At 46.7% G+C, this 23,360-nt stretch carries 21 protein-coding genes and 15 tRNA genes; 27 read left to right on the forward strand and 9 right to left on the reverse strand.

The window, feature by feature from the left end; translation table 11 throughout:
* The first annotated feature begins 3 nt into the window (after positions 1-3).
* From N7U64_RS07620 to N7U64_RS07710, 19 genes are all read left to right on the forward strand, one after another.
* Positions 4-78 (forward strand) — tRNA-Asn (locus N7U64_RS07620).
* A gap of 26 nt (positions 79-104) precedes the next feature.
* Positions 105-195: transfer RNA gene (locus N7U64_RS07625), tRNA-Ser, on the forward strand.
* 22 nt (positions 196-217) lie between these two features.
* Positions 218-292, forward strand: a tRNA-Glu gene (locus N7U64_RS07630).
* Between the two features lie 11 nt (positions 293-303).
* A tRNA-Met gene (locus N7U64_RS07635) sits at positions 304-377 on the forward strand.
* 11 nt (positions 378-388) lie between these two features.
* Positions 389-464, forward strand: a tRNA-Asp gene (locus N7U64_RS07640).
* Between the two features lie 7 nt (positions 465-471).
* A tRNA-Phe gene (locus N7U64_RS07645) sits at positions 472-547 on the forward strand.
* Positions 548-575: 28 nt separating this feature from the next.
* Positions 576-659 (forward strand) — tRNA-Tyr (locus N7U64_RS07650).
* A gap of 4 nt (positions 660-663) precedes the next feature.
* Positions 664-734 (forward strand) — tRNA-Trp (locus N7U64_RS07655).
* Positions 735-744: 10 nt separating this feature from the next.
* Positions 745-817 (forward strand) — tRNA-His (locus tag N7U64_RS07660).
* A 10-nt stretch (positions 818-827) separates the two neighbouring features.
* Positions 828-899 (forward strand) — tRNA-Gln (locus N7U64_RS07665).
* A gap of 8 nt (positions 900-907) precedes the next feature.
* A tRNA-Gly gene (locus N7U64_RS07670) sits at positions 908-982 on the forward strand.
* 6 nt (positions 983-988) lie between these two features.
* Positions 989-1,062 (forward strand) — tRNA-Cys (locus tag N7U64_RS07675).
* Between the two features lie 35 nt (positions 1,063-1,097).
* Positions 1,098-1,178 (forward strand) — tRNA-Leu (locus tag N7U64_RS07680).
* A 4-nt stretch (positions 1,179-1,182) separates the two neighbouring features.
* Positions 1,183-1,253: transfer RNA gene (locus N7U64_RS07685), tRNA-Gly, on the forward strand.
* A 40-nt stretch (positions 1,254-1,293) separates the two neighbouring features.
* A tRNA-Gly gene (locus N7U64_RS07690) sits at positions 1,294-1,364 on the forward strand.
* 95 nt (positions 1,365-1,459) lie between these two features.
* Entirely contained in the window at positions 1,460-2,605 is a 1,146-nt protein-coding gene (gene queG, locus N7U64_RS07695; protein WP_012369567.1) for a tRNA epoxyqueuosine(34) reductase QueG, read from the forward strand.
* Positions 2,595-3,080, forward strand: a complete 486-nt coding sequence (locus N7U64_RS07700) for a methylated-DNA--[protein]-cysteine S-methyltransferase (RefSeq protein WP_318929170.1) — start codon at positions 2,595-2,597, stop codon at positions 3,078-3,080. Before queG ends, N7U64_RS07700 begins: the two co-directional genes overlap by 11 nt.
* A 1-nt stretch (position 3,081) precedes the next feature.
* The gene (gene trmL / locus N7U64_RS07705) at positions 3,082-3,555 is read left to right on the forward strand and encodes a tRNA (uridine(34)/cytosine(34)/5-carboxymethylaminomethyluridine(34)-2'-O)-methyltransferase TrmL (RefSeq protein ID WP_012369569.1); all 474 of its coding nucleotides are present in this window, start codon (positions 3,082-3,084) and stop codon (positions 3,553-3,555) included.
* 243 nt (positions 3,556-3,798) lie between these two features.
* Positions 3,799-4,365: a DUF5366 family protein gene (locus tag N7U64_RS07710; protein ID WP_012369571.1), complete on the forward strand. Its 567-nt coding sequence runs from the start codon at positions 3,799-3,801 to the stop codon at positions 4,363-4,365.
* Between the two features lies 1 nt (position 4,366).
* On the opposite strand, the gene N7U64_RS07715 is transcribed toward N7U64_RS07710, so the two are convergent.
* Positions 4,367-6,142, reverse strand: a complete 1,776-nt coding sequence (locus tag N7U64_RS07715) for a transglycosylase domain-containing protein (protein WP_318929172.1) — start codon at positions 6,140-6,142, stop codon at positions 4,367-4,369.
* A 205-nt stretch (positions 6,143-6,347) separates the two neighbouring features.
* Here N7U64_RS07715 and N7U64_RS07720 point away from each other — a divergent pair, with 205 nt between their 5' ends.
* From N7U64_RS07720 to N7U64_RS07735, 4 genes are read left to right on the forward strand one after another with little or no spacing between them, the layout of a single operon-like run.
* Positions 6,348-7,508 carry a glucose-1-phosphate adenylyltransferase gene (locus N7U64_RS07720; protein ID WP_012369573.1) on the forward strand — a complete coding sequence of 387 codons (1,161 nt, stop codon included), beginning with the start codon at positions 6,348-6,350 and terminating at the stop codon, positions 7,506-7,508.
* Positions 7,509-7,521: 13 nt separating this feature from the next.
* Complete coding sequence (gene glgD / locus N7U64_RS07725) at positions 7,522-8,622, forward strand: glucose-1-phosphate adenylyltransferase subunit GlgD (protein WP_318929173.1); 1,101 nt, start codon at positions 7,522-7,524, stop codon at positions 8,620-8,622.
* 13 nt (positions 8,623-8,635) lie between these two features.
* Positions 8,636-10,087: a glycogen synthase GlgA gene (glgA, locus tag N7U64_RS07730; protein ID WP_290829888.1), complete on the forward strand. Its 1,452-nt coding sequence runs from the start codon at positions 8,636-8,638 to the stop codon at positions 10,085-10,087.
* 28 nt (positions 10,088-10,115) lie between these two features.
* Positions 10,116-12,542 carry a glycogen/starch/alpha-glucan phosphorylase gene (locus N7U64_RS07735; protein ID WP_318929176.1) on the forward strand — a complete coding sequence of 809 codons (2,427 nt, stop codon included), beginning with the start codon at positions 10,116-10,118 and terminating at the stop codon, positions 12,540-12,542.
* Between the two features lie 34 nt (positions 12,543-12,576).
* Here the strand turns inward: N7U64_RS07735 and N7U64_RS07740 are convergent, their stop codons facing one another.
* Complete coding sequence (locus N7U64_RS07740; RefSeq protein WP_318929177.1) at positions 12,577-13,398, reverse strand: sulfurtransferase; 822 nt, start codon at positions 13,396-13,398, stop codon at positions 12,577-12,579.
* A 99-nt stretch (positions 13,399-13,497) separates the two neighbouring features.
* Between N7U64_RS07740 and N7U64_RS07745 the strand changes: the two genes are divergently transcribed.
* Positions 13,498-15,234 carry a phospho-sugar mutase gene (locus N7U64_RS07745; protein ID WP_318929179.1) on the forward strand — a complete coding sequence of 579 codons (1,737 nt, stop codon included), beginning with the start codon at positions 13,498-13,500 and terminating at the stop codon, positions 15,232-15,234.
* A 157-nt stretch (positions 15,235-15,391) separates the two neighbouring features.
* Positions 15,392-16,288 carry an aldo/keto reductase gene (locus N7U64_RS07750; protein WP_318929665.1) on the forward strand — a complete coding sequence of 299 codons (897 nt, stop codon included), beginning with the start codon at positions 15,392-15,394 and terminating at the stop codon, positions 16,286-16,288.
* Positions 16,289-16,365: 77 nt separating this feature from the next.
* Here N7U64_RS07750 and N7U64_RS07755 read toward each other — a convergent pair whose 3' ends face one another.
* From N7U64_RS07755 to N7U64_RS07775, 5 genes are all read right to left on the reverse strand, one after another.
* The gene (locus tag N7U64_RS07755) at positions 16,366-16,554 is read right to left on the reverse strand and encodes a hypothetical protein (protein ID WP_012369580.1); all 189 of its coding nucleotides are present in this window, start codon (positions 16,552-16,554) and stop codon (positions 16,366-16,368) included.
* 141 nt (positions 16,555-16,695) lie between these two features.
* Positions 16,696-17,343: an amino acid ABC transporter permease gene (locus N7U64_RS07760; RefSeq protein WP_034770010.1), complete on the reverse strand. Its 648-nt coding sequence runs from the start codon at positions 17,341-17,343 to the stop codon at positions 16,696-16,698.
* Positions 17,343-18,104 carry a transporter substrate-binding domain-containing protein gene (locus N7U64_RS07765; protein ID WP_318094264.1) on the reverse strand — a complete coding sequence of 254 codons (762 nt, stop codon included), beginning with the start codon at positions 18,102-18,104 and terminating at the stop codon, positions 17,343-17,345. The genes N7U64_RS07760 and N7U64_RS07765 overlap by 1 nt, the downstream gene beginning before the upstream one ends.
* 163 nt (positions 18,105-18,267) lie before the next feature.
* The gene (locus N7U64_RS07770; RefSeq protein WP_290829901.1) at positions 18,268-19,374 is read right to left on the reverse strand and encodes an ABC transporter ATP-binding protein; all 1,107 of its coding nucleotides are present in this window, start codon (positions 19,372-19,374) and stop codon (positions 18,268-18,270) included.
* Positions 19,375-19,496: 122 nt separating this feature from the next.
* Positions 19,497-20,330: a PucR family transcriptional regulator gene (locus N7U64_RS07775; RefSeq protein WP_318929186.1), complete on the reverse strand. Its 834-nt coding sequence runs from the start codon at positions 20,328-20,330 to the stop codon at positions 19,497-19,499.
* 70 nt (positions 20,331-20,400) lie between these two features.
* Here N7U64_RS07775 and N7U64_RS07780 point away from each other — a divergent pair, with 70 nt between their 5' ends.
* The gene (locus N7U64_RS07780) at positions 20,401-21,537 is read left to right on the forward strand and encodes a DUF445 domain-containing protein (RefSeq protein ID WP_318929188.1); all 1,137 of its coding nucleotides are present in this window, start codon (positions 20,401-20,403) and stop codon (positions 21,535-21,537) included.
* A gap of 20 nt (positions 21,538-21,557) precedes the next feature.
* Entirely contained in the window at positions 21,558-21,935 is a 378-nt protein-coding gene (locus N7U64_RS07785; protein ID WP_012369586.1) for a YlbF family regulator, read from the forward strand.
* A 48-nt stretch (positions 21,936-21,983) separates the two neighbouring features.
* On the opposite strand, the gene N7U64_RS07790 is transcribed toward N7U64_RS07785, so the two are convergent.
* Together N7U64_RS07790 and dinB are read right to left on the reverse strand one after the other, a co-directional pair.
* Positions 21,984-22,202 carry a YhzD family protein gene (locus N7U64_RS07790; protein WP_012369587.1) on the reverse strand — a complete coding sequence of 73 codons (219 nt, stop codon included), beginning with the start codon at positions 22,200-22,202 and terminating at the stop codon, positions 21,984-21,986.
* Between the two features lie 57 nt (positions 22,203-22,259).
* A complete protein-coding gene (gene dinB, locus N7U64_RS07795; protein ID WP_318929195.1) occupies positions 22,260-23,342 on the reverse strand; it encodes a DNA polymerase IV in 1,083 nt (360 codons plus the stop codon).
* Positions 23,343-23,360 lie beyond the last annotated feature (18 nt).

The raw sequence follows: 23,360 nt of genomic DNA on the forward strand, positions 1-23,360 counted from the left end.
CGTTCCGCAATAGCTCAGTGGTAGAGCAACCGGCTGTTAACCGGTAGGTCGTAGGTTCAAATCCTACTTGCGGAGCCATTAATTACTTCTTCACCACATGCAATGGAGAGCTGTCCGAGTGGCCGAAGGAGCACGATTGGAAATCGTGTAGGCGTCATAAGCGTCTCAAGGGTTCGAATCCCTTGCTCTCCGCCATATCATTTTTAGTTATTAAGATGGCCCGTTGGTCAAGCGGTTAAGACACCGCCCTTTCACGGCGGTAACACGGGTTCGATTCCCGTACGGGTCACCATTTTTTATCATCGCGGGGTGGAGCAGTCTGGTAGCTCGTTGGGCTCATAACCCAAAGGTCGTCGGTTCAAATCCGGCCCCCGCAATTATTACATACGGTCCTGTGGTGTAGCGGTTAACATGCCTGCCTGTCACGCAGGAGATCGCGGGTTCGAATCCCGTCAGGACCGCCATTGTTAAGGCTTTGTAGCTCAGTCGGTAGAGCAGAGGACTGAAAATCCTCGTGTCGGCGGTTCGATTCCGTCCAAAGCCACCATATGATTTTTAAATGTTTTCCCATTTGTGGGGGGGTAGCGAAGTGGCTAAACGCGGCGGACTGTAAATCCGCTCCCTCGGGTTCGGCGGTTCGAATCCGCCCCCCCCCACCACTTTAGGGGCATAGTTTAGCGGTAGAACTACGGTCTCCAAAACCGTCAGCGCGGGTTCGATTCCTGCTGCCCCTGTTTTATTACGGCGATTGTGGCGAAGTGGTTAACGCACCGGATTGTGATTCCGGCATTCGTGGGTTCAATTCCCATCAGTCGCCCTTTTATTATTGGGCTGTGGCCAAGTGGTAAGGCACTGGATTTTGATTCCAGCATGCGAAGGTTCGATCCCTTCCAGCCCAGCTTTTTGTGCGGAAGTAGTTCAGTGGTAGAATACGACCTTGCCAAGGTCGGGGTCGCGGGTTCGAATCCCGTCTTCCGCTCCAATAAATGGCGCCATAGCCAAGTGGTAAGGCAGAGGACTGCAACTCCTCTATCGTCAGTTCGATTCTGACTGGCGCCTCCAATCATTTTTAATTAAATAGTTTTGCAAGAGATTGTGCCGGTGTGGCGGAACTGGTAGACGCGCACGACTCAAAATCGTGTTCCTTTGGAGTGTCGGTTCGATTCCGACCACCGGTATCTTGCGGGTGTAGTTTAGTGGTAAAACCTCAGCCTTCCAAGCTGATGATGAGGGTTCGATTCCCTTCACCCGCTTTTACCTTTTTACAATCTCATTCAAGAATTATCTGATTATGCGGGTGTAGTTTAGTGGTAAAACCTCAGCCTTCCAAGCTGATGATGAGAGTTCGATTCTCTTCACCCGCTTACCTGAAAAGAGCAAAGTGTCGTTTTAATTGACACTTTGCTCTTTTTGTTTAGCCATTATATTATTCAAAGCAATAAGGGAAAGGAGAGATCAGATGCGTGGAGACATGTTAAAAAGAGAGTTACAAGCGTATGCAAAAGAAATCGGAATTGATGAGTTTCGAGTGACGACAGCCGATCCATTTTTAGTCATGAAGCAACGGCTCATGGAACAGCAAGAAAAAGGATATGCTTCCGGGTTTGAAGAACCGGATCTCGAACGTCGGACGACACCTGCATTATTGCTTGAAGATGCTGTCTCCATCATTGCGATTGCTGTTGCTTATCCCAGTAAACTAAAAGACGCACCACGCGGAAAAGAAGGAGAACGGCGCGGGATCTTCGGACGCTCTTCCTGGGGGCTTGACTATCATCAAGCTTTAAAACAGCGTTTGACGCTGCTCGAAGAAAAAATTCAGGAGCTGTCACCCGGAGCCCGGTCCCGTTCGATGGTCGATACGGGGGAACTGGTGGACCGGGCAGTCGCAGAACGGGCCGGTATCGGCTTCAGCGGGAAAAACTGTTCCATCATCAGTGAGGAGCATGGTTCTTATCTGTATCTCGGGGAACTGATTACAGATCAATATCTGCCGCCGGATGAATCTGTGGAAGAACTGTGCGGTTCTTGTAATAAATGTCTTGATGCCTGTCCGACGGATGCACTGATTGAACCGGGTGTCATCGATGCAAAACGGTGTATCTCCTTTATTACACAAACGAAGACACTCATTCCCGAGCATTTCCGATATGCTTTAGGGAATCGTCTATACGGATGCGACACGTGTCAGCAAGTCTGTCCCTATAACCGCAAGAAAAATGCGACACAGCACAGCGAACTGCAACCCGATCCGGAACAGGTTAAACCGTTATTGATTCCGTTGCTTTCACTCAGTAATCGCGAATTTAAATCACGGTTCGGTTCATTGTCGGGCGCATGGCGCGGAAAAAAACCGATTCAACGGAATGCCGTCTGTGCGCTCGTTCATTACCAGGACCGGACGGCACTTGATGCTTTACGGTTGATGGCTGAAACCGATCAGCGCGAAGATATGCGGGCGCTTGCGATTTGGGCTGTCGGTCGGATTGCCGGTCAAGAAGCGGAAGACTACATTCAAAAACGACTGTTGACGGATTCTGCTGAAGATGTTCAAGTGGAAGGGAACCGTTTGCTTGAGGAATGGGGGAACGGACATGCCATATAAAAAGATGTCATATACGTTTGGTGAGTTGGTCATCGGTTGGGAAGAAGAGGAAGTCGTCTATCTTGATTTTGGACATGATATGGCTCGTCTGAAGAAGTATCTTGATCCGGCTGCTTACTATGAGGCATCGTTGCCTGATTTTCTGGCCGACGCACTGGATGCCTATGAACAGGGACAGCCGGAAGCATTGAATACCATTTCTTGTCGCCTGGAAGTGACTGCTTTTCAGCACCGTGTTTTGGAGGCTTTACGATCGATTCCGTTCGGACAGACAGCCAGTTACGGACAACTTGCACGAATGATTGGTTCCGACAAGGCGGCCCGTGCCGTCGGTGGGGCCTTGAACCGGAATCCGATTGCTTTGATTTATCCGTGTCACCGGATTATTGGGGCATCCGGTAAAATGACGGGGTTTGCCAGCGGTATTGTCCATAAAGAAGCGCTGCTTGCGCATGAGTTAGGAGAGAAGAATTAATATGGCTATTCACGTCGTTATGTATCAACCAGAAATTCCGCAAAATACAGGTAACATTTCACGGACATGCGCAGCAACGCATTCCGTCTTGCATTTAATCCGACCGCTTGGATTTTCAACGGATGATAAACAGTTGAAACGGGCAGGTCTTGATTATTGGGAGTTTGTTGATGTCAGGTATCATGATTCGTTGGAAGAATTATGGGATAAACATCCGGATGGGACGTTCTACTATATTACGAAGTATGGAGAGAAATATCCAAGCCAAGTCGATTTGTCGAACGTTGAAGAAGACTACTTTTTCGTTTTCGGACGGGAAACAAAAGGATTGCCGTTAAACGTCATCGATGAGAATCTGGAACGATGCATCCGTCTTCCGCAATCGAATCTTGTACGTTCGCTTAATGTTTCGAACACGGCCGCAATCATCGTGTATGAAGCGCTCCGACAACAAGGATATGCCAATCTATTGTAAAACAACAAAACCCCCTGACCCGAATGACCGGGCAGGGGGTTTTGTTTTATTCGTTACCTTCAGGTTTTTTGTTGTAGCCTGCAGTGAAAATCGCTGTCAAGAAAGCGAGACTAACGCCTACCATTAAAATAAATGCCATTTTTGCTTCCCCCTTTAGTCTCAATAACCGATATAATCTATTATAGTATACTTGCTAGTGTAATTGTGTGCTACATATGAAATTTCTATGAATGGAGATTCGAAATGCGGACGAACGTCTACTTATTGAGTTATGCCCCGCTGATCAGCATCCTGCTGTTCAGTACGTCTCTTGCGATTGCTACGTCAGAGCTTGCACTGACATGGCTGAACAACGTCGGGGTCTACGACGAGTTACTGCAAATACTCAGTGCACGTAACACGAAGTTACTCGTATGGCTCGGCTTTTTAATCATTTATTTTATGATTTTCAGTTCCTTGAAACTGATTTCAGACACGATTAATCAGCTTGGGTTTGCGTTTTTCATTAAAGAACAGGTCGGAACGACGTTGAGTATGTTACGTCCCGGCAGTATTCTCCTGTTGGTTGGAGGATGCATTAGTTTTGCGTTCATGACATCTTTTCCGTTAGTCTGTCTCGTACTGGCCGGTTCTTTTTTAATCTATTTTTTCTTTTACGTGTTTCAAATCAGTAAAATGACTTCCTCTGCAGGGGCCATCGGATTAGTCGTCTTTCTTTTCCTGGCATGGGGCATGTTACTTGCCGGACTGGCATGGGTCGGACTAAGCCTGTTTAATTCGCTTGGACAGGCTGTTCTTTTCCCGAAATAAGTCACTGGACGATCGAAGCCCATGTCCTGACTTGTAACGTACTGTTGGCTTCACTCGGGAAGGCACGGGGGATGTCCGCCCCAATCCAGATTCCGCCGACATGTTGATTTTTCATACCGACAAACCACATGTCCTTATTGTCGTTCGTCGTACCTGTCTTGCCTCCGATATAAGCCGGGGCGGGATCGTAACCCAACCGCCCTGTACCGTATGTCATGACGTTATGGAGCCCTTTACGCAGTAACTGGTTTGTTCGACTCGACCAAATCCGGTCCGTTGACATCACATGACGGTAAAGGGTTCCCTGATCCGTCGTGATGGTGCGGATCATCGAGGAGGGACTGTACAGTCCATTATTGACAAGGGTGGTGTAGGCATTGGTGAGTTCAAGTGGACTGACACCGTATTTTAGCCCGCCGAGCGCACTGTTGTATGAATTATCTTCTTCGGTCCACTGACTGAATCGAAACGGTCGGATGGTCTTTAATCCTTCATTGAATGAAACAGAAAAGGCGCGTAAGGCCGGTGTATTGTAGGAGTATGCAATCGCATCGGCAATCGTCACACTGCCCAGAACCCGGTTGCTGCTGTTTTGCGGACAGTACCCGTCAAAACAAACAGGGCTTCCGTCTAATCGACTCGTTAACGTTTTTTTTGTCTTTTCGAGATAAGGACCATAAACAAGCAACGGTTTCAATGTGGAGCCGGGTTGACGATAAGATTGAACCGCCCGATTGAGCTGACCCGGCACGTTAGATTTATTGCCGACAAGTGCTGTCACACCGCGTGTGTCCCCGTCGATTCCAACATAAGCACCTTCAATCGGATGAGGGAGTCGTTGAATCGCTTGTTTGGCCCGCGTCTGCTCTGCAGGATCAAGATATGTCTGGATGACGGCACCGTGTTGATGTAAATACTGCTCAGCTTGTGACCTGTTCAAATTTTTTAAAGCAGCTGTCTGGCGGATTGCTTCCGACACGCTGGCATCGATGTAATCAGGATACCGGATGGTCGGCTTATTGAACGAAACGTTGATGGACTGTTTTCGGACTTTATTTGGAATGTCCTGTGTCTGTTGCAACGCTTTTAAGATACGCTGTTGACGTTTGCCCGTGTTTTTTGGAAACCGCAATGGATTGTAAAGAGACGGATTATTTGGAATCGCAGCCAAATAACTGACTTCCGCCCAACTCAAATCTTCCGCATGTTTTCCGAGATACGATGTGGCTGCGAGCTCGATACCGTAAATATTATTCGCGAAATACGCTTGATTGACGTATGCGGTTAAAAGCTCTTTTTTAGAATATTTTTGCTCAAGTTCCATTGCAATTAAGATTTCTTTTATTTTTCTAGTATAGGTTTTCTCGGTGGAAAGATAAGTCATCCGTGCCAATTGTTGGGTGATCGTACTTCCACCTTGACCTTTGTTATCACCGGACTGATTTTCTGTAAACGCTCGCAAAATACCGGTGATATCATAACCGTCATGCTGATAAAATCGCTGGTCTTCAATCGCGATGAAAGCCTGTGCTACCTTTGGCGGCAGAGCACTTGCTTTTAAATCGTTCCGACGAAGTCCGTCATAGAGTTCGAGGCGCTCTTTTTGATACGTGACAGTAATCGGTTGATAGGAAGCAAGAGGGCGTTCAGTCGTTTTTTGATCAGCCCAACTGAACAAATCCTGTGCAAGATCCAACTGATTACGCACTGAAAAAAGTGTTAGTACTAAACTAAAAGCTAAAGCCAACACTAGGGCATATCCTGTCGTGATTCTCATGAAAACTCCTTTCAAACGGCATTTCATTCCTATTATCGGTCTTTTTTGGAGAAAACAGTAGAAAAATTTAAGAAATTTGTATTTTAATAAACCTATTTTGCAGGAATGTTATATTAAAAAGAGAAAAGGTGGGTATATAAGAGTATCTGTATAAATTAGAGCACATGATTGATGTAAAAAAAGAGCACAAACTGGAGGGGACGAAATGGCTAAAAAGAATGTCGTCGCGATGTTGCTTGCTGGCGGAGAAGGAAAACGTCTAGGAGCACTTACGAAACACACAGCAAAACCAGCGGTCGCGTTTGGAGGGAAATATCGCATCATCGATTTCCCGTTATCCAACTGTACGAACTCAGGAATCGACACAGTAGGAGTCTTAACGCAATACGAACCACTTGAACTGAACCGCTATCTCGGAATCGGAAGTGCCTGGGATCTTGACCGCCGGAACGGTGGCTTAACGATCCTGCCTCCTTACCAAGCCCAAAACGGGAAAAATTGGTATGAAGGAACGGCGAATGCCATCTACCGTAACATGAGTTACATCAACCAATACGATCCAGATTATGTGCTTGTCTTGTCAGGGGATCACATTTACAAGATGGATTACGAAAAAATGATTGAGGAACATCGTCAAGGGGGAGCAGACGTTACGATTTCTGTTCGTGAAGTTCCTTGGGAAGAAGCACCGCGCTTCGGAATTTTGAATACGGACGAAGATCTTCGAATCAATGAATTTGAAGAAAAACCGGAAAATCCAAAATCGAACCTGGCTTCAATGGGGATTTACGTCTTTAACTGGGATGTCTTAAAACGTCACCTGATTCAAGATGCCGGGGATGCCGAGTCAAGCTTTGACTTCGGGAAAAACATTATTCCGAACATGTTATACGAAAACTTAAATATTCGCGCCTATAAATTCAAAGGATACTGGAAAGACGTCGGAACAATCCAATCACTTTGGGAAGCCAACATGGACTTACTTGAAGCGGATCCGGAGTTTGATCTCTACGAACCGTCTTGGAAAGTACATTCCGTCAACCCGAACCAACAACCGCAATACATCGGGAACAATGCTTCCATTGAGACTTCGATTATCAACGAAGGATGCCATATTGAAGGCGAAATCAATCATTCGGTTCTCTTTTACGGCGTTGATGTTGCAGAAGGTTCGCTTGTAAAAGATTCGGTCATCTTCCCGAACGTTAAGATTGGTAAAGATGTCACGATTCACCGGGCAATCCTTGCAGACGGTGTCGTTGTAGAAGACGGAGCAACAATCGGAACACCGAATGGTGAAGTCTTCGTCATCGAAGCAAACAGTGTTATTCCAAAAAATGAAGTCGTCAAAGAAGCGATCCAATAAGGGGGAAGTACCGATGAAAGCAGATTTACTAGGAGTCATCAATCTGAGCGGTGAAGAAGGGTTCTTTAAAGAATTGACGGAACACCGCAACTTAGCTGCCGTACCATTCGCGGGTCGATATCGGCTCATCGATTTCACATTAACGAACATGGTTCAAAATGAGATTGCGAATATCGGTGTCTTTACACTTGAAAAATACCGCGCCATGATGGATCACTTAGGATCCGGCAAAGAGTGGGACTTGGACCGGTCAAACGGCGGACTTTATATTTTCCCGCCGGCTTTATCACAAGATGCCCATGAATTCCGTGGTGATTTATCAAACTTCCATTTGCACCGCGACTTCTTCTTGCGCAGTAAAGAGAACTACGTCGTGATTTCGGGATCAAACATTTTATCTGCTGTCGATTACCGCGATGTCTTGCGTGAACATAAAGCCTCAAACGCTGATATTACGGTTGTTTATACGAAACGTGACTTGCCGTGTAAATACTGCCGTCCGATTCGGTTCAGCGAGCAAAATCGTGTGACGGCAATCGGTTCACGCGGGTATGAACCATCGGATGAGACGTTCTACATGGAAACTGTTGTCCTGTCGAAAAACTTGTTTGTCCGTCTCGTCGACGAAGCAATCGGCCGCGGAGAATATGATTTGCTGCAAAGTATCATCCGTTCCCAGTTAAACCGACTCCATGTTCACGGTTATGAATACACAGGGACATCACAAGTGATTCATTCCCTTCGCTCGTATTACCGTGAAAGCATGCTGTTGCTTGAGCAGTGGGGAGCCATCAATGACTTCCAACACGTCTATACGAAAATCAAACACGAACCGCCGACACGTTATTTACCGGGATCGACCATCAAGAATTCGCTTGTCGCAAACGGATGTAAGCTAGAAGGAACAGCAACGGACAGTATCCTTTTCCGTGGCGTCAAAGTCGGGAAACATGCGCGGATCAAAAACTCGATCATCATGCAAAAATCAGTCATCGAAGAAGGCGCAGTCGTTGAATACGCGATCCTTGACAAAGAGGTAACAGTGAAGCGCGGACAAGTCATCCGCGGAACTGCGGAAGAACCGATTGTCATTAAAAAACAAACAATCGTTTAAAGGGGATGTCATCATGAAGGTATGGTTTGCTGCCACAGAAGCGACACCATTCATCAAGACAGGGGGGCTAGCTGACGTCGTCGGCTCGCTCCCTTTAGCGCTTGCTGAAGAGGGTGCGGAAGTTTCGGTCATTTTACCGAACTACGGTCAAATTAAAGAACAATACAAACTGGAAATGGAATTTTTATTTGATTTTATCGTTCCGGTCGGATGGCGTCAGCAGTTTGGAGCAGTCTTGCGTTTAAAACAAGATGGCGTCACGTTTTATTTCATTGACAATGAATATTACTTCAAGCGTGATGGGGTCATTTACGGCCATTATGACGACGCGGAGCGTTTTGCCTATTTCTCAAGAGCCGTCCTTGAAATGATTCAGCGTGTCGATGCAGACGAAGTCCCGGATGTCATTCACTGTCACGATTGGCAGACAGGTGTCCTGCCGGCGTTCCTGCGAATTCATTATCAACACCTGACACGTTATCAGGAAATCAAAACGGTCTTTACAATCCATAACCTGCAATATCAAGGTGTCTTCCCGGAAGAAGTACTCGGCGACCTGCTAGGGCTCAGCCATGAACACTTCACGGCAGACGGTATCGCCCATAACGGACTCGTTAACTACATGAAAGCTGGACTTGTCCATGCCAACCAAATTACGACCGTCAGTCCGTCTTACCGTGATGAAATCATGGATCCATACTACGGGGAAACATTGGAACCCGTCTTGCAACACCGTGCCGTCGACGTCCGCGGGATTTTGAACGGTATTGATTACCGGCAGTTCAGTCCGGATACGGATGAACATCTGGTAGAGAACTATGATGTAAAGACGGTTGAAGAAGGAAAAGCAGCCAATAAGGCAGCCTTGCAACAGGAACTCGGTTTACCGGTTAATCCGGACGTTCCTCTATTTGGATTTGTCTCGCGTCTTGTCGATCAAAAAGGGATCGATTTACTCGCCCATATTTTGCCGGATCTGTTTGAACTCGATGCCCAGTTCATCATTTTGGGTTCGGGAGAGGCGGAGTATGAAGGATTGTTCCGACATGCTTCAACGATTCGTCCGGATAAAGTAGCTTCCTACATCGGTTTTGATGTCGGACTCGCTCAACGGATTTACGCCGGAAGTGACGCTTTCTTGATGCCGTCACGTTTCGAACCGTGTGGTCTCAGTCAATTGATCTCGATGAAATACGGTTCATTGCCGATCGTTCGGGAAACGGGCGGCTTACGGGATACGGTTCAACCATTTAATCAGTTCACTTTAGAGGGAAACGGCTTCTCATTCTCGAATTATAATGCGCAGGAGTTCCTTGATGCCATTAAACGGACGATTGAGACGTATCATGATAAACCTGTATTCAAGCATCTGATTGAGACAGCGATGCAAGAAGACTTCAGCTGGATTCGATCGGCTGATGAATATTTGGCGCTCTATCGTTTAATCGCACCGTCTGCTGACTGAAGGGGATTACGGGAAATGGGGTTTTGTGATGTTTAAAGACAAAGAGAAGTTCAAGAAGAGGTTTAATGAGCGATTTATTTCCATGCATGGTAAGGCGCTAGATGATGCAACAGAAAATGATGTATACCAGACGTTAGCCTACATGGTGCGGGAATATGTCACGACGGACTGGATGCGGACGAAAGAAACCTATATCCATAAAAAAAGTAAACAAGTCTATTATTTTTCACTTGAATTTTTACTCGGTCGATTCCTCTACAATAACCTGTTGAGTCTCGATGTGTTGGAAGAGGTGCGAAGCGGTCTTTCAGAACTCGGCTATGATTTGGCTGATTTGACGGAAGAAGAGCCGGAACCGGGTCTTGGAAATGGGGGGCTGGGCCGTTTAGCAGCCTGTTTCCTCGATTCACTCGCTGCACTCGGCTTGCCGGGGCACGGAAACGGTATCCGTTACCAGTATGGTCTGTTCAAACAAAAAATCATCGACGGCTACCAAGTCGAGCTTCCGGATAACTGGTTGAAGAACGGCAACATGTGGGAAATCCGCCGTTCGGACAAAGCGGTCGACATTCCGTTTGGCGGAAACGTTTGGCTCGAGGAAGTCGAAGGCGGCAAGTACCGTGTCCATCATGAACCGGCAGAAATTGTTCGTGCTGTCCCTTATGACATGCCGATCGTCGGGTATCAGAACGGAATCGTCAATAACTTACGTCTGTGGAGCGCTGAGTCGCCGTATGACGACGATGAACTGTTAAGTCAACACCGAGGCAACTATAAAGACCTGCTGAGCCACAAACAGGCAATCCAGACGATTTCCGAATTTTTATATCCGGATGATACGACGTATGAAGGGAAAGTCTTACGTCTGAAGCAACAGTACTTCTTCGTCTCGGCAGGACTGCGGAGTATCCTGTTGTCACATAAAAAACGAAATACGTCGCTGAAGCATCTGGGAAATCAAATTGCAATCCATATCAACGATACACATCCGGTCGTTGCGATTCCTGAATTGATGCGGATATTGATTGATGAAGAAGAGTATTCGTGGGAAGAATCGTGGCGGATCACGAAAAGTGTCATGTCCTTTACGAACCATACGTTGCTTTCGGAAGCATTGGAACGCTGGCCGGTTGATCTGTTCCGCAACCTATTGCCGCGTATTTATCTGATCGTCGAAGAAATCAACCGTCGATTCTGTAAGGATGTCCTTGATAACTATCCGCATCTGGAAGCGAACATGCGCGAAATCGCCATCATCGCAGACGGAATGATCAACATGGCGAATTTGGCTGTCGTCGGTACCCATTCAACGAACGGTGTAGCTCAAATCCATACGGAAATTCTCAAGCAACGCGAAATGCGATTGTTTTACGAGATGTTCCCGCTTCGCTTTAATAATAAAACGAACGGGATTACACACCGCCGCTGGTTCCTGTTATCGAATCCTTTACTTGCCGACCGTGTGACGGAAGCAATCGGAGACAGCTGGATCAATCATCCGTCCGATTTACAAAAGCTGACGAAATTCGCAGAGGATCGTACGCTTCAGCAGGACATCCAGGCGATTAAGTTGGCGAGTAAAAAGGAATTGGCAGAGTTGATTAAGAGCGAAACGGGAATCGTTGTTGATACGCATTCGATTTTCGATGTCCAAGTCAAACGGCTTCATGCGTATAAACGACAATTACTTAACGCGCTTCATATTCATTCTTTGTACTACCGTCTAAAAGAAGATCAATCGTTCCAGATGACACCGCGGACGTTTATTTTCGGTGCGAAAGCAGCTCCTGGCTATCATTATGCAAAAGAGGTCATCCGTTATATCAATGCTCTCGCGAATCTGATCAATTCGGATCCGGATATCAGTCCTTACATGAAGGTTGTATTCCTTGAGAACTACCGTGTATCGCTTGCAGAAAAAATCTTCCCTGCCAGTGATGTCAGTGAACAGATTTCGACAGCAAGTTACGAAGCATCAGGAACCGGCAACATGAAATTCATGATGAACGGGGCATTGACGGTCGGAACGCTGGACGGTGCCAACATTGAGATTCGGGATGAAGTCGAAGATCCAAACATCTTCATTTTTGGTCTGACGCCGCAAGAAGTCATGAACTATAAAAAATACGGCGGATACAGTGCGTACGATCAATACAGTGCACAGCCTGAACTGCGCCGCGTCATTGACGGACTGGTTGACGGCTCGCTTTTCCCGACAGGAGAGTTCCAGGCCATCTATGATTCTCTGTTGACGTACAACGATGAATATCTGATTTTAAAAGACTTTTTATCGTACCAACAAGCACAGGAAAGAATCGGACGGGCTTACCAGGATCCTGAGAAATGGTACAAGATGGTCATCATGAATATCGGAAAATCCGGTGTCTTCTCGAGTGACCGGACCATTAAAGAGTATGCGAATGCGATTTGGAACATCAAACCGGTTCAAATCTAAAAAAAGTCCGATGAGAATCGGACTTTCGTGTACGTTATCGTGCGACCTCATCGGTTTGGCTGATCCAGTCGCTGTAAGATCCAGCATAGAGCCGGACATCGGTTTTACCTAAAGCGTGCAAGGCAAGGACATTGACGCAAGCGGTCACGCCGCTGCCGCAATAAAGAATTGGAGATTCCGCTTCGAGCAGATCAGCGTACAATTCCTTCAAATCTTCCGCATCTTTCAAGCGGCGGTCTGGTGAAATCGCTTCTTCGAAGAAACAGTTCACGGCACCCGGAATATGGCCGACGATCGGATCAATCGTTTCATTTTGACCTTGGAACCGATCAGGTGAGCGGGAATCGACGAGATACGTTTCTGCCGGACGGTTTTTAACTTCTTCATACTGAATCAGCATGTCATCTTGAAAGTCGGCTTGATAGGTCGATTTTTCAAAAACAGTTGATTCCGTACTCATAGGGAAGTCAAACGCGAGATAAGACGACAGTCCACCTTCAAGGACAACGACACGTTCGTGGCCGGCCCATTTAAAGAGCCACCAGGCACGGGCGGCGTAGGGGAAGCCGTCATCATAGAGGACGATGAAGTCATCACGCTCGACTCCGAGCGACTGCAACGTGCCGACCCACTGCTCCTTGGACGGGAGTGGATGACGTCCGCCCGTCTTGGAACGTGGTCCTGATAAATCAGTTGATAAATCTAAATACTGTGCGCCCGCGACATGGCTTTCCTTAAACGCTTCACGACCATAATCGGGATGTTGCAAATCATAGCGACAATCAAACCAGCGAATCTGATCCGTATGGACAAGTTGCTGCAAGTCAGTCATTTGAATGGTTGGAAACATGAACATCACCTTGACCCTTTCTAAAGTAATCATATGAAAGGTACCGTTTTATCGCAAGTCGTAACAAATATCTCATGCAGTCAAACTTAAAGGAGTGGACACTATATGTCATGGAAAGAGACCTATCAAAAATGGAATCAGTTTGCAGGCCTGGAAACGGAACTAAAAGAAGAGTTGACGGCACTCGCGAACGACGATAAAGCAGCCGAGGAAGCCTTTTACAAAGAGTTGGAATTCGGGACAGGCGGTATGCGTGGGGAGATCGGTGTCGGAACGAACCGGATGAATGTCTACACGGTACGTAAAGCCTCACAAGGGTTTGCTGACTTTATCAAGGCGGAAGGTGCGGAAGCGGTCGCGCAAGGGATTGTCATCGCCCATGACTCCCGTCACTACTCTCCGGAGTTTGCATTAGAAGCAGCGAAGACGCTTGCCAGTAATGGAATCAAAGCTTATTTGTTCGATGGACTTCGTCCGACACCGGAACTGTCATTTGCCGTGCGTGAACTTCGGGCAGCAGGCGGAATCGTCATTACAGCCAGTCATAACCCGCCGGAATATAACGGCTATAAAGTCTATGGGAATGACGGCGGCCAATTACCGCCGAAAGAAGCGGACGACCTCGTCTCTTATGTCGATCAAGTGGCAGATGAACTTTCAATTGAACTGGAAGCAGAAGAAGTCTTGCGTGCAAATGGATTGATCGTACGTGTCGGCGAACAGCTGGATGACGCATACCAGGAACAACTCAAAACGATTCGTGTCTTACCGACGATTCAAGACGAGTTAACGGCACCGCTGAAAATTGTCTTTACTCCGCTTCACGGGACAGGGCTTGTACCGGTCACAGTCGGATTGAAGAGTTACGGGTTTGAACACGTGACGGTCGTCGAAGAACAAGCGAAGCCGGATGGCGCGTTCCCAACTGTTTCTTCTCCGAATCCGGAAGAACATGCAGCATTTAAGTTAGCCATTGAATACGGAGACCGTGTCGATGCAGATGTGTTACTCGCGACGGATCCGGATGCCGACCGTGTCGGTGTTGCGACACGTGATGCGGACGGAGAGTGGGTCGTGCTTACAGGGAACCAGACCGGCGCGTTATTGCTCGACTACATCTTGTCACAAAAAGCGGCACAAGGCACATTGCCGAAAAACGGTTTTGTAGCAAAAACGATTGTTACATCGGAACTCGGAGCCTTGATTGCAAGACATTATGACTTACACGTTGAAAATACATTAACAGGATTTAAATTTATCGGTGAAAAAATCAAGCAATATAATGAATCCGGTGAATATGAATATCTGTTTGGTTATGAAGAAAGTTACGGTTACTTGATCGGCGACTTCTGCCGTGACAAGGATGCCGTCCAAGCCTGCCTGCTTGCTGCCGAGATGACAGCGTATCACAAGAAAGAAGGACGGACGCTGTACGAGGCATTACAAGCCATCTATGAGCAGTTCGGTTACTTTGAAGAATCACTGCGTTCGTTGACGCTCAAAGGGAAAGACGGTGTCGCGCAAATCGGCCGGATCATGGATACGTTCCGCGAGCATCCGCCAAAACAAGTAGCGGGTGAAAAAGTCGTCTTATTTGAAGACTACGATGCAAGCATTTCGCATGATTTGGTGAAGCATCAGCCGTCACCGATCAATCTGCCGAAATCTAATGTCTTGAAATTCACGTTGGAAGACGGTTCGTGGTTCTGCCTCCGCCCATCAGGGACTGAACCGAAAATCAAATTCTATTTCAGCGTGACATCACCTGACGCTACAGAAACAACACGTAAACGTCAGATGATTGAAGATGAAGTAATGCAAGAAGTCGAACAAATTCAATAAGCATTAAAACTGAAAGTGGAAAACGGCAGAGCATGATTGATGCTCTGCCGTTTTTTTTAGTACCCGTCAGGAAGAAAGACGTAAATCGTGCAACCGTTACCAAATTCATGTAAAGTGAACGTTGAAGCACCATACAGAGATAGGGAGATGAGTAATGATGGAACGCATACACTTAACGGAAGATCTTTCATTTTCAAGAGTCATACACGGTCTGTGGCGGCTAAACGAATGGAACATGACGGTTGAAGAGCGACTGGAGTTAATTGAGCAATGTTTAGCACTAGGCATTACGACGTTTGATCATGCTGATATTTACGGCGACTACACGAATGAAGGATTGTTCGGCGAAGCACTGGCATTAAAACCGGAGCTGCGCGAACGGATGGAAATCGTTACGAAGACAGGCATCAAGATGAAGGGAAACCATTTCTCTGATCAAAAACTGTCATTTTACGATACGACAAAAGAACATATCATTGAACATGCGACACGTTCATTAAAGGAACTTGGTGTCGACTACATTGATACGTTATTGATTCATCGTCCGGATCCATTGATGGACCCTAACGAAATTGCAGAAGCATTCGTTGAACTGAAGGAGTCTGGTAAAGTCCGGACGTTTGGTCTGTCAAACCATACACCGGCTCAGCAAAGTCTGATTCAATCACGGCTGCCGTTCATGCTCGTCACAAACCAGCTCGAACTGTCAGTCGCCGAACTGAAGCACTTCGAAGATGGTTCTGTTGATCTGTGCCACGAAAATGAAATGCCGCTCATGGCATGGAGTCCGCTTGCTGGAGGACGGTTATTCAACGAAGAGCAGTTTGCACCGCTTCGTGAAAAGCTCGAGGAAATCGGACGTGATATCGGTGCAGAAGCTATCGATGAAGTAGCCTATGCCTGGTTATTGAAACATCCGGCGCGTATCATGCCGATCGTGGGTTCCGGAAAAATTGATCGCATCGAATCAGCTGTCCGGTCGACGCGTCTTGAACTGTCACGTGAACAGTGGTTTGAAATATTGAAGGCTTCCCGTGGACGGGACGTCGATTGAAAAATAGCCTTCGGGCTATTTTTTTTACAAAAAAAGTCCCATCTCAAGGGGGAGTTGAGATGGGAGTATCTATAGGGTCATGCTTCGAGACGAAGCATTTCCTGACGATATTTATCTAAGCGTTCTTTACTGGCAGTGACAGCTGCTTGATCATGGACTTGGATAGCATCGAAGAGCGTACTGAGCTCATAATCGATTTCGAGGCGTAGCACTGGAATCCGCTGCTCTGCATCTTGTCTACGGAAAGCTTCAATTACTTGTTTCATCTCGGCCACGCTCCTTTTAAAGTTATCAGATAATTCTGATTTTTATTAGTATACTTGATTATTCCCGTGCTGGCTAGTATTAAACCTGAAAAAGATTAAAAAAACACTTGGAATGTGTCATCATTCCAAGTGTCCTTAATTTTATTCCGGAATACTGAATCGTGCCTCGAGACGATGTTGTACCCCTTGAATCAAGGTCGACATAATCCAATAAATCGCAGCTGAGAACAGCAGTAACGGCATGACGAGATACGTCGTCGCCGAAATTTGATCGGACACATACGTCAGTTCTTCAACGGCAACGATTGTCCCGAGCGAAGTCGATTTGATGATATCGATGACCGAGTTCGACAGGGGAGGAATGGCACGTGAAAGAGCTTGTGGAAGGATGACATCCTTAAACGTCTTCCGGCGCGGGATTCCGAGTGAATCCGCTGCTTCCCATTGTCCGCGATCGACAGACGAAATCGCTGCTCGGAAGGATTCTGAGATATAGGCAGAGAAGTGAAGCGACAGGCCGAATGCCAACGCTTGGAAACCAGTCAATTGCAGGACGACCAACCCATTATATAAAATCAGAATTTGCAGCAACAGTGGAGTTCCCCGGAAAAAAGAAACATACAATCGTGCGAAACCGCTTAAGACGGCAAAACGGCTATCCCGCATGACGGCAAGAATCAGACCGAGAAAAAGCGCAAAGACGATGGCAAATCCACTTGCAAGAAGTGTAGTGCCAATCGCCTTTCCGTAAACGTCCGCATTATCGCGGACGATTGTAAACAATTCCATCACTTACTGATGTCCTCGTTAAAGTATTTTTTCCCGATATCTGCGAGTGTACCGTCTTTTTGCATTTCTGCGAGTGCTTTGTTGAAGTCTTCAGCATACTTACTGTTTTTTGCCATCATCAGACCTGATTCGTTTTTATCAAACGTCTCACCGACAGCTTTTACTTTGTATCCTGCTTTTTTAAGTTCTGTCAGGACAAACAGACGATCGTTCATGGCAGCGTCGACACGACCTGCTTCAAGATCTTTCAAGACCTGGTTTGCGCCTTTGTAGTACTTGACTTTCGCACCGGCTTCTTCTGCTGTTTTCGCGTAGAGCGAGCCTTGTGTCGAACCGACTGTTTTTCCTTTTAAGTCGTCAAGCGTCTTGATGTCATTTGTTTTGTTGTTGACGATGATGGTTGAACCGGAAACTGTGTAGGCATCAGAGAACGCATATTTTTCTTTCCGCTCATCTGTGATACCCATCTGGTTTGCGATGACGTCAATTCGTTTTGAATCGAGTGCCGGAATCAAACCTTTGAAGTCCATTGCTTTGTACTCGACCTTATAGCCGGCACGTTTTGCGACTTCGTTCATGACATCGATATCATAACCTGTTAGTTTACCTTTTTCTTTATACGTAAATGGTGGGTAAGTTGCTTCTGTTCCGACCGTTACGACTTTTTCATCTTTGTTTGCTTCTTCGTTAGAAGCGCCGCACGCCGCTAACACCCCCGCTGTTGATAGTGCTGCTACTGCTAGCTTTAGTCCGTGTTTCATAGCGCTCTCTCCTTTAAATGAATAAATGATTTCAATTCCTAGTTTTCGAATAGGATTAATTTAAGACTACAAGCAGTATCATACAAAGTTACAGGAACGTCTGTCAATAAAAAAGACTGCCCATAAATGGACAGCCTGACTGCAGTTACTGAACGTTTAAAAATTAACGGATTGTTGCTTCTGTTGCCGCATCGAAGAAATGTGCTTTTGTCATGTCGAAGAAGAGGTCTAAATCTGAACCCATCTCGACGTGTGAACGCGAATCGACACGTGCTGTGAACGCTTGATTGCCGACTTTCGAGTAGAGGTAAGACTCGGCTCCCATGAGCTCGGATACTTCGATATGGGCCGGGAAACGGTGTGCTGTTTTTGTATCCTGATAGATCAATTCAGCATGAATATCTTCCGGACGGATTCCGAGAACAAGATCTTTACTTGTGTAACCGCGTTCGCGGAGAACTTTCATCTTACCTTCAGGAACTTCGAATTTTTCTTCCGTGCCCGTGACGTGGAAGAGACCGTCGTCTGCGAGTTTACCTGTCAGGAAGTTCATCGACGGAGAACCGATGAAACCGGCAACGAACATGTTATCCGGGTGATCGTATACTTCTTTTGGAGTTCCGACTTGCTGAATCAGACCGGCTTTCATAATGACGATTCGAGTCGCAAGTGTCATCGCTTCTGTTTGGTCGTGGGTAACGTAGATCGTCGTCGTCTCAAGACGTTTGTGCAACTGGATGATTTCCTTACGCATTTGAACACGGAGTTTTGCATCCAAGTTTGAGAGCGGCTCATCCATCAAGAAAACTTTTGCATCACGAACGATGGCACGGCCGATTGCGACACGCTGGCGTTGTCCACCAGAGAGGGCTTTCGGTTTACGCTCCAAATATTCTTCGAGTCCGAGAATACGTGCTGCATTGTCGACACGCTGTTTGATTTCGTCTTTCGGGAACTTCCGAAGTTTCAGACCAAATGCCATGTTATCAAAGACGTTCATATGTGGATAGAGGGCATAGTTTTGGAAGACCATCGCGATATCACGATCTTTAGGCGCCACGTCGTTCATACGTTTTCCGTCGATGACGAAATCTCCGCCTGAAATTTCTTCAAGACCGGCGATCATTCGTAATGTCGTCGATTTACCGCAACCTGATGGTCCGACGAAGACGATGAATTCTTTATCTTTAATATGAAGGTTAAAATCATCCACTGCTTTTGCTGTTCCTGAATAAACTTTATCAATATGCTCAAGACGAATATCTGCCATGTGTACATCCTCCTGTAAATTAAGTAATCGGTTAATATAACGCTTACAAGATTCAGTATAGGAGATACAGGATGAAAATCATATGGACAACATGACTGAATGTAACCGTTATCATTTGGTCACTATGCTACGAGAAGCAACATATAAAGGAACATGGCTCCTTCAAACGACCGAATATCAATTTCCGTCTGTTCCGTCAGTCGATCGAGTCGGTACTGCAGACTGTTTCGATGTAAAAAGAGATGCTTAGCCGTCAGGGAAACATTTAAGTTGGCACGGCAAAAGGCATCAATCGTTTCGCGTGATTCGCGTTCGAGCGGTGTGATGAACCGTTCAATCAAATCGTCGCGGACTTCGTTTGACAGTAACGTCAACCGCATCAAGGCAGGCAGAAACCGTTCGATGTGTAATAACGGAAGTTCACGCAAGGCAGCTTGTTCCAATCGAAACTGTCCTGCCAAATCTCCGGATTGACGCTGTTGTCCGATCAGTACTTTGCCGTCCATCAGAAAATCAGACTGGAGAGCCGTGAAAAAATCGTGTAAATCATTTTCTGAGACAGAGTCTTCCCGTTCAATGACGACAAGACGATTGGACGTCAACGGAATAATCCAACTCGACGGATGAAAAAAAGATGTCAGCAGTTGTTGTAAATCTTCACCGGTCCGTACATCGAGTTGTTCAAATAAAAAATGAATCATCCGAAACGGATGGGCTTCCTCGCTGGACGGTTGTTCCAGCCGGCGGCGCCACGTGACGATCTGATCTGACTCCGAGGTGACGACCCGTTCGGCAAGCAGGTCGAGCAAGTCCAGTTCGCGGGGGGTGAGAATCGTATTTTCAATCCCGAAACGAAGTCCATCGGCTAACTGATATACGGTATACTTATCGGTACAGTACACGGTAGGATCGGTGGAGAGATGATCCTTAAATAAGACGGTTAATTGATGTAACATACAAGGCGCCTCCCTAAAAAGTCCTACTAAGACTTTACCACAATACCAAAATCGGAAGGAACGAGGATCTATGCAAGTGGAAGTTGATTTAGTCATAAAGATGATCGGGATGATTGTCATTGGAGCCTTGATTGGGGCAGTCACCAATCATCTCGCAATCCGGATGCTGTTTCGTCCGCTCGAAGCGAAGTATATCGGCAAGTACCGAATTCCGTTTACACCGGGATTAATTCCCAAACGGCGTGACGAATTAGCGGCAAATCTCGGACGAACGGTCGTTAAACATTTATTGACTCCGGAAGGAATCAGCAAACGGCTTCAGCAACCGATTGTTTATGAAGCCATTACGCGGATGATTCAGCAGGAGGTACAGAAATGGACACGGTCGACGAAAACGATTCGTGAAATTGCCGAACGGTTTGTTGCGAATCCGGAAGGGAAATTACAACAACAAATCGAACAACGAATCGATCAGGAACTGGAATCGATGGCAGTTGCGATCAAAACGGCACGGTTAACAGAAGTCCTCGGTGAGGGCGGAACAACAAAAATTAAGACGGCGATTCCCGGAATGGTCGAAGCATTACTTCATCAAACCGAACAGTATTTTGACAGTTCTGCCGGTAAAATGAAACTCGAAGAAACGGTCGCCCAGTTCATTCAAAGTAAATTAGGCGGAGGCATGTTCGGAATGCTGCTTGCCAATGTCAATATCGTCGAAATGATTCAACCGGAACTCAAACGGGTAATACAAGGAAAGTCGACACATCAGTTCATCAGTGAAATGGTCGAACAAGAAGTCCATACCTTACTGGAACGGACGGTGGGATCGCTGCTTGAGCCGGAGACGGAACGGCAAATCATCGAACGGATGAAATCGGAAATCGTAACGCGTATTCCACTGGCGGCATTACTGGATACGCCGTTACATGAATTTCTGGAACCGCTTGAAGTCCGGATCAGTCAAGAAATGGTCCCGATGTTTTCTAAACAAATGGTGAATCGTCTGATCGAGCAGGGCGAGCAAATCATGGCGACACTCGATCTCGAAACGATTGTCCGGGAGGAAGTCGATTTACTTGATACCGCCTATCTGGAAGAAATCGTTTTATCGATTTCAAGACGGGAATTCCGGGCTATCACTTGGCTTGGAGGGTTATTAGGTGGTTTAATTGGGATGATACAAGCGATACTTCTTATCGTTTAACTAAATTGGAGGGTTTACACATGTCTGAAACTAACTTATACGATCATGCCTACACACTCGAGCGTGCACTTCGCGAAACGTCAGAGTACACGACACTGAAGGATTTATACGCGCAAGTCAATGCGGATCCAATGTCAAACGAATTATTCGCTTCATTCCGCAACGTACAACTCGAATTACAACAAAAACAAATGCAGGGTGAAGAAATCACACCTGAGGATATGGCATCGGCACAAGCGAAGATGCTGGAAGTCCAAAACAATCCTTTGATTGGTCAACTGATGCAGGAAGAACAACGCATGCACACGATGTTGACGGAAGTGACACAAATCATCATGAAACCGCTAGAAGAGCTGTACGCACCGATGATGGAACAAAATCAAGACGACGTTCAGTAAAATCATGTATGAAGCCTCGGCGCCAGTTTATTGGACCGAGGCTTTTTTTCATGATGTTTTTTCTGTTGGAACAAGACGGGGAAGGTAAGCCCGTTCAAAATGAATCAACTGTCCGGAACGGGTCACACGTGCCCCGCGGTGTTCCAAATCAGCTTCTTTCAAACGGCGGATGCCTTCCTGGCGTGCCTCCGCATCAGATGAAGCGTCAAATGTATCATCAAGTAATGTTTCTCCCCGATCTGAAAATGCGGTAATCGTATAAAGCATGGCTGATTCCTCCTTGTCCGAAATGACTAACTTAAGTGTAATGAATAGTCATTCATTTTACAAGTAAGAATCGATATCCTGCCACGTCAATTGTTTGGAGAGGGGAGGGGCCTCAAGATGACTAACGCTCATACCGATTAACCGGATCGGACCTGAGAATTCAATTTCATTAAACAGCTTGGTCGTGACCCGGAGCAGCGTTTCCTCGTCAGCGGTTTCTTCTAAAAAGGTATACCGTTTAGAGCGGGACTGGAAATCTTCCGTCTTCCATTTAATCGTAACAGTTCGACAGACCAGTTCTTTTTGGTTCAGTGTCTTGACGACGGACAGCGCTTCCCGTTTCAGCGTTTCGAAAATGGTATCGATATCTTCTGTGTCTTCTTCGAATGTACTTTCGGAGCCGATGGATTTTCGTTCCCGGTGCGGGCGGACCATTCGCTCGTCTTGACCGTGTGCCATCGTATACAACTCCGTTCCCCGGTCCCGACCAAGTAATCCCCGCAGTTCAGCGATCGGCGATTGTTGAATATCTGCGACCGTTTGGAAACCATGTTTCTGAAGTGTTTGCTCCGTGACTTTTCCGACTCCGTGTAAATCCCCGATTTTTAATCCGGATAAAAAAGGTAAAACATCATCCGGCGGCAACACGGTTAATCCGTTTGGCTTTTGATGACCGGAAGCGATTTTAGCGACCAGTTTTGAGTTCGATACGCCGGCGGAAGCAGTTAAACCTGTCCGCCGTTTAATTTCAGCCAGGATGTACTGGGCGATATGCGTCGCGCTCGTCATTTGCAGGTTATTTTCCGTGACGTCCAGATATGCTTCATCAAGAGATAACGGTTCGACAAGAGGCGTGACCTCAAGAAACAACTCCATGATTTGGGCGCTGACAGCCCGGTACACTTCAAAACGCGGGCGCAGGAAAACGGCCCGCGGACACAGTTGGAATGCCCGTCGTGATGGCATGGCACTGTGAATGCCGTATTTGCGTGCTTCATACGAACAGGTGGCGACGACACCCCGAGCATGAGGAGGGCCTCCGACGATGACGGGGACACCTTTTAGATGCGGGCGGTCACGTTGTTCGACGGAAGCATAAAAAGCGTCCATGTCGACATGAATGATTTTTCTTCCCACCATCGTCTCCTCCTTTCTTTC

The sequence above is a fragment of the Exiguobacterium sp. K1 genome (assembly GCF_033721435.1).
In the GTDB taxonomy this organism is placed as follows: Bacteria; Bacillota; Bacilli; order Exiguobacteriales; family Exiguobacteriaceae; genus Exiguobacterium_A; species Exiguobacterium_A artemiae.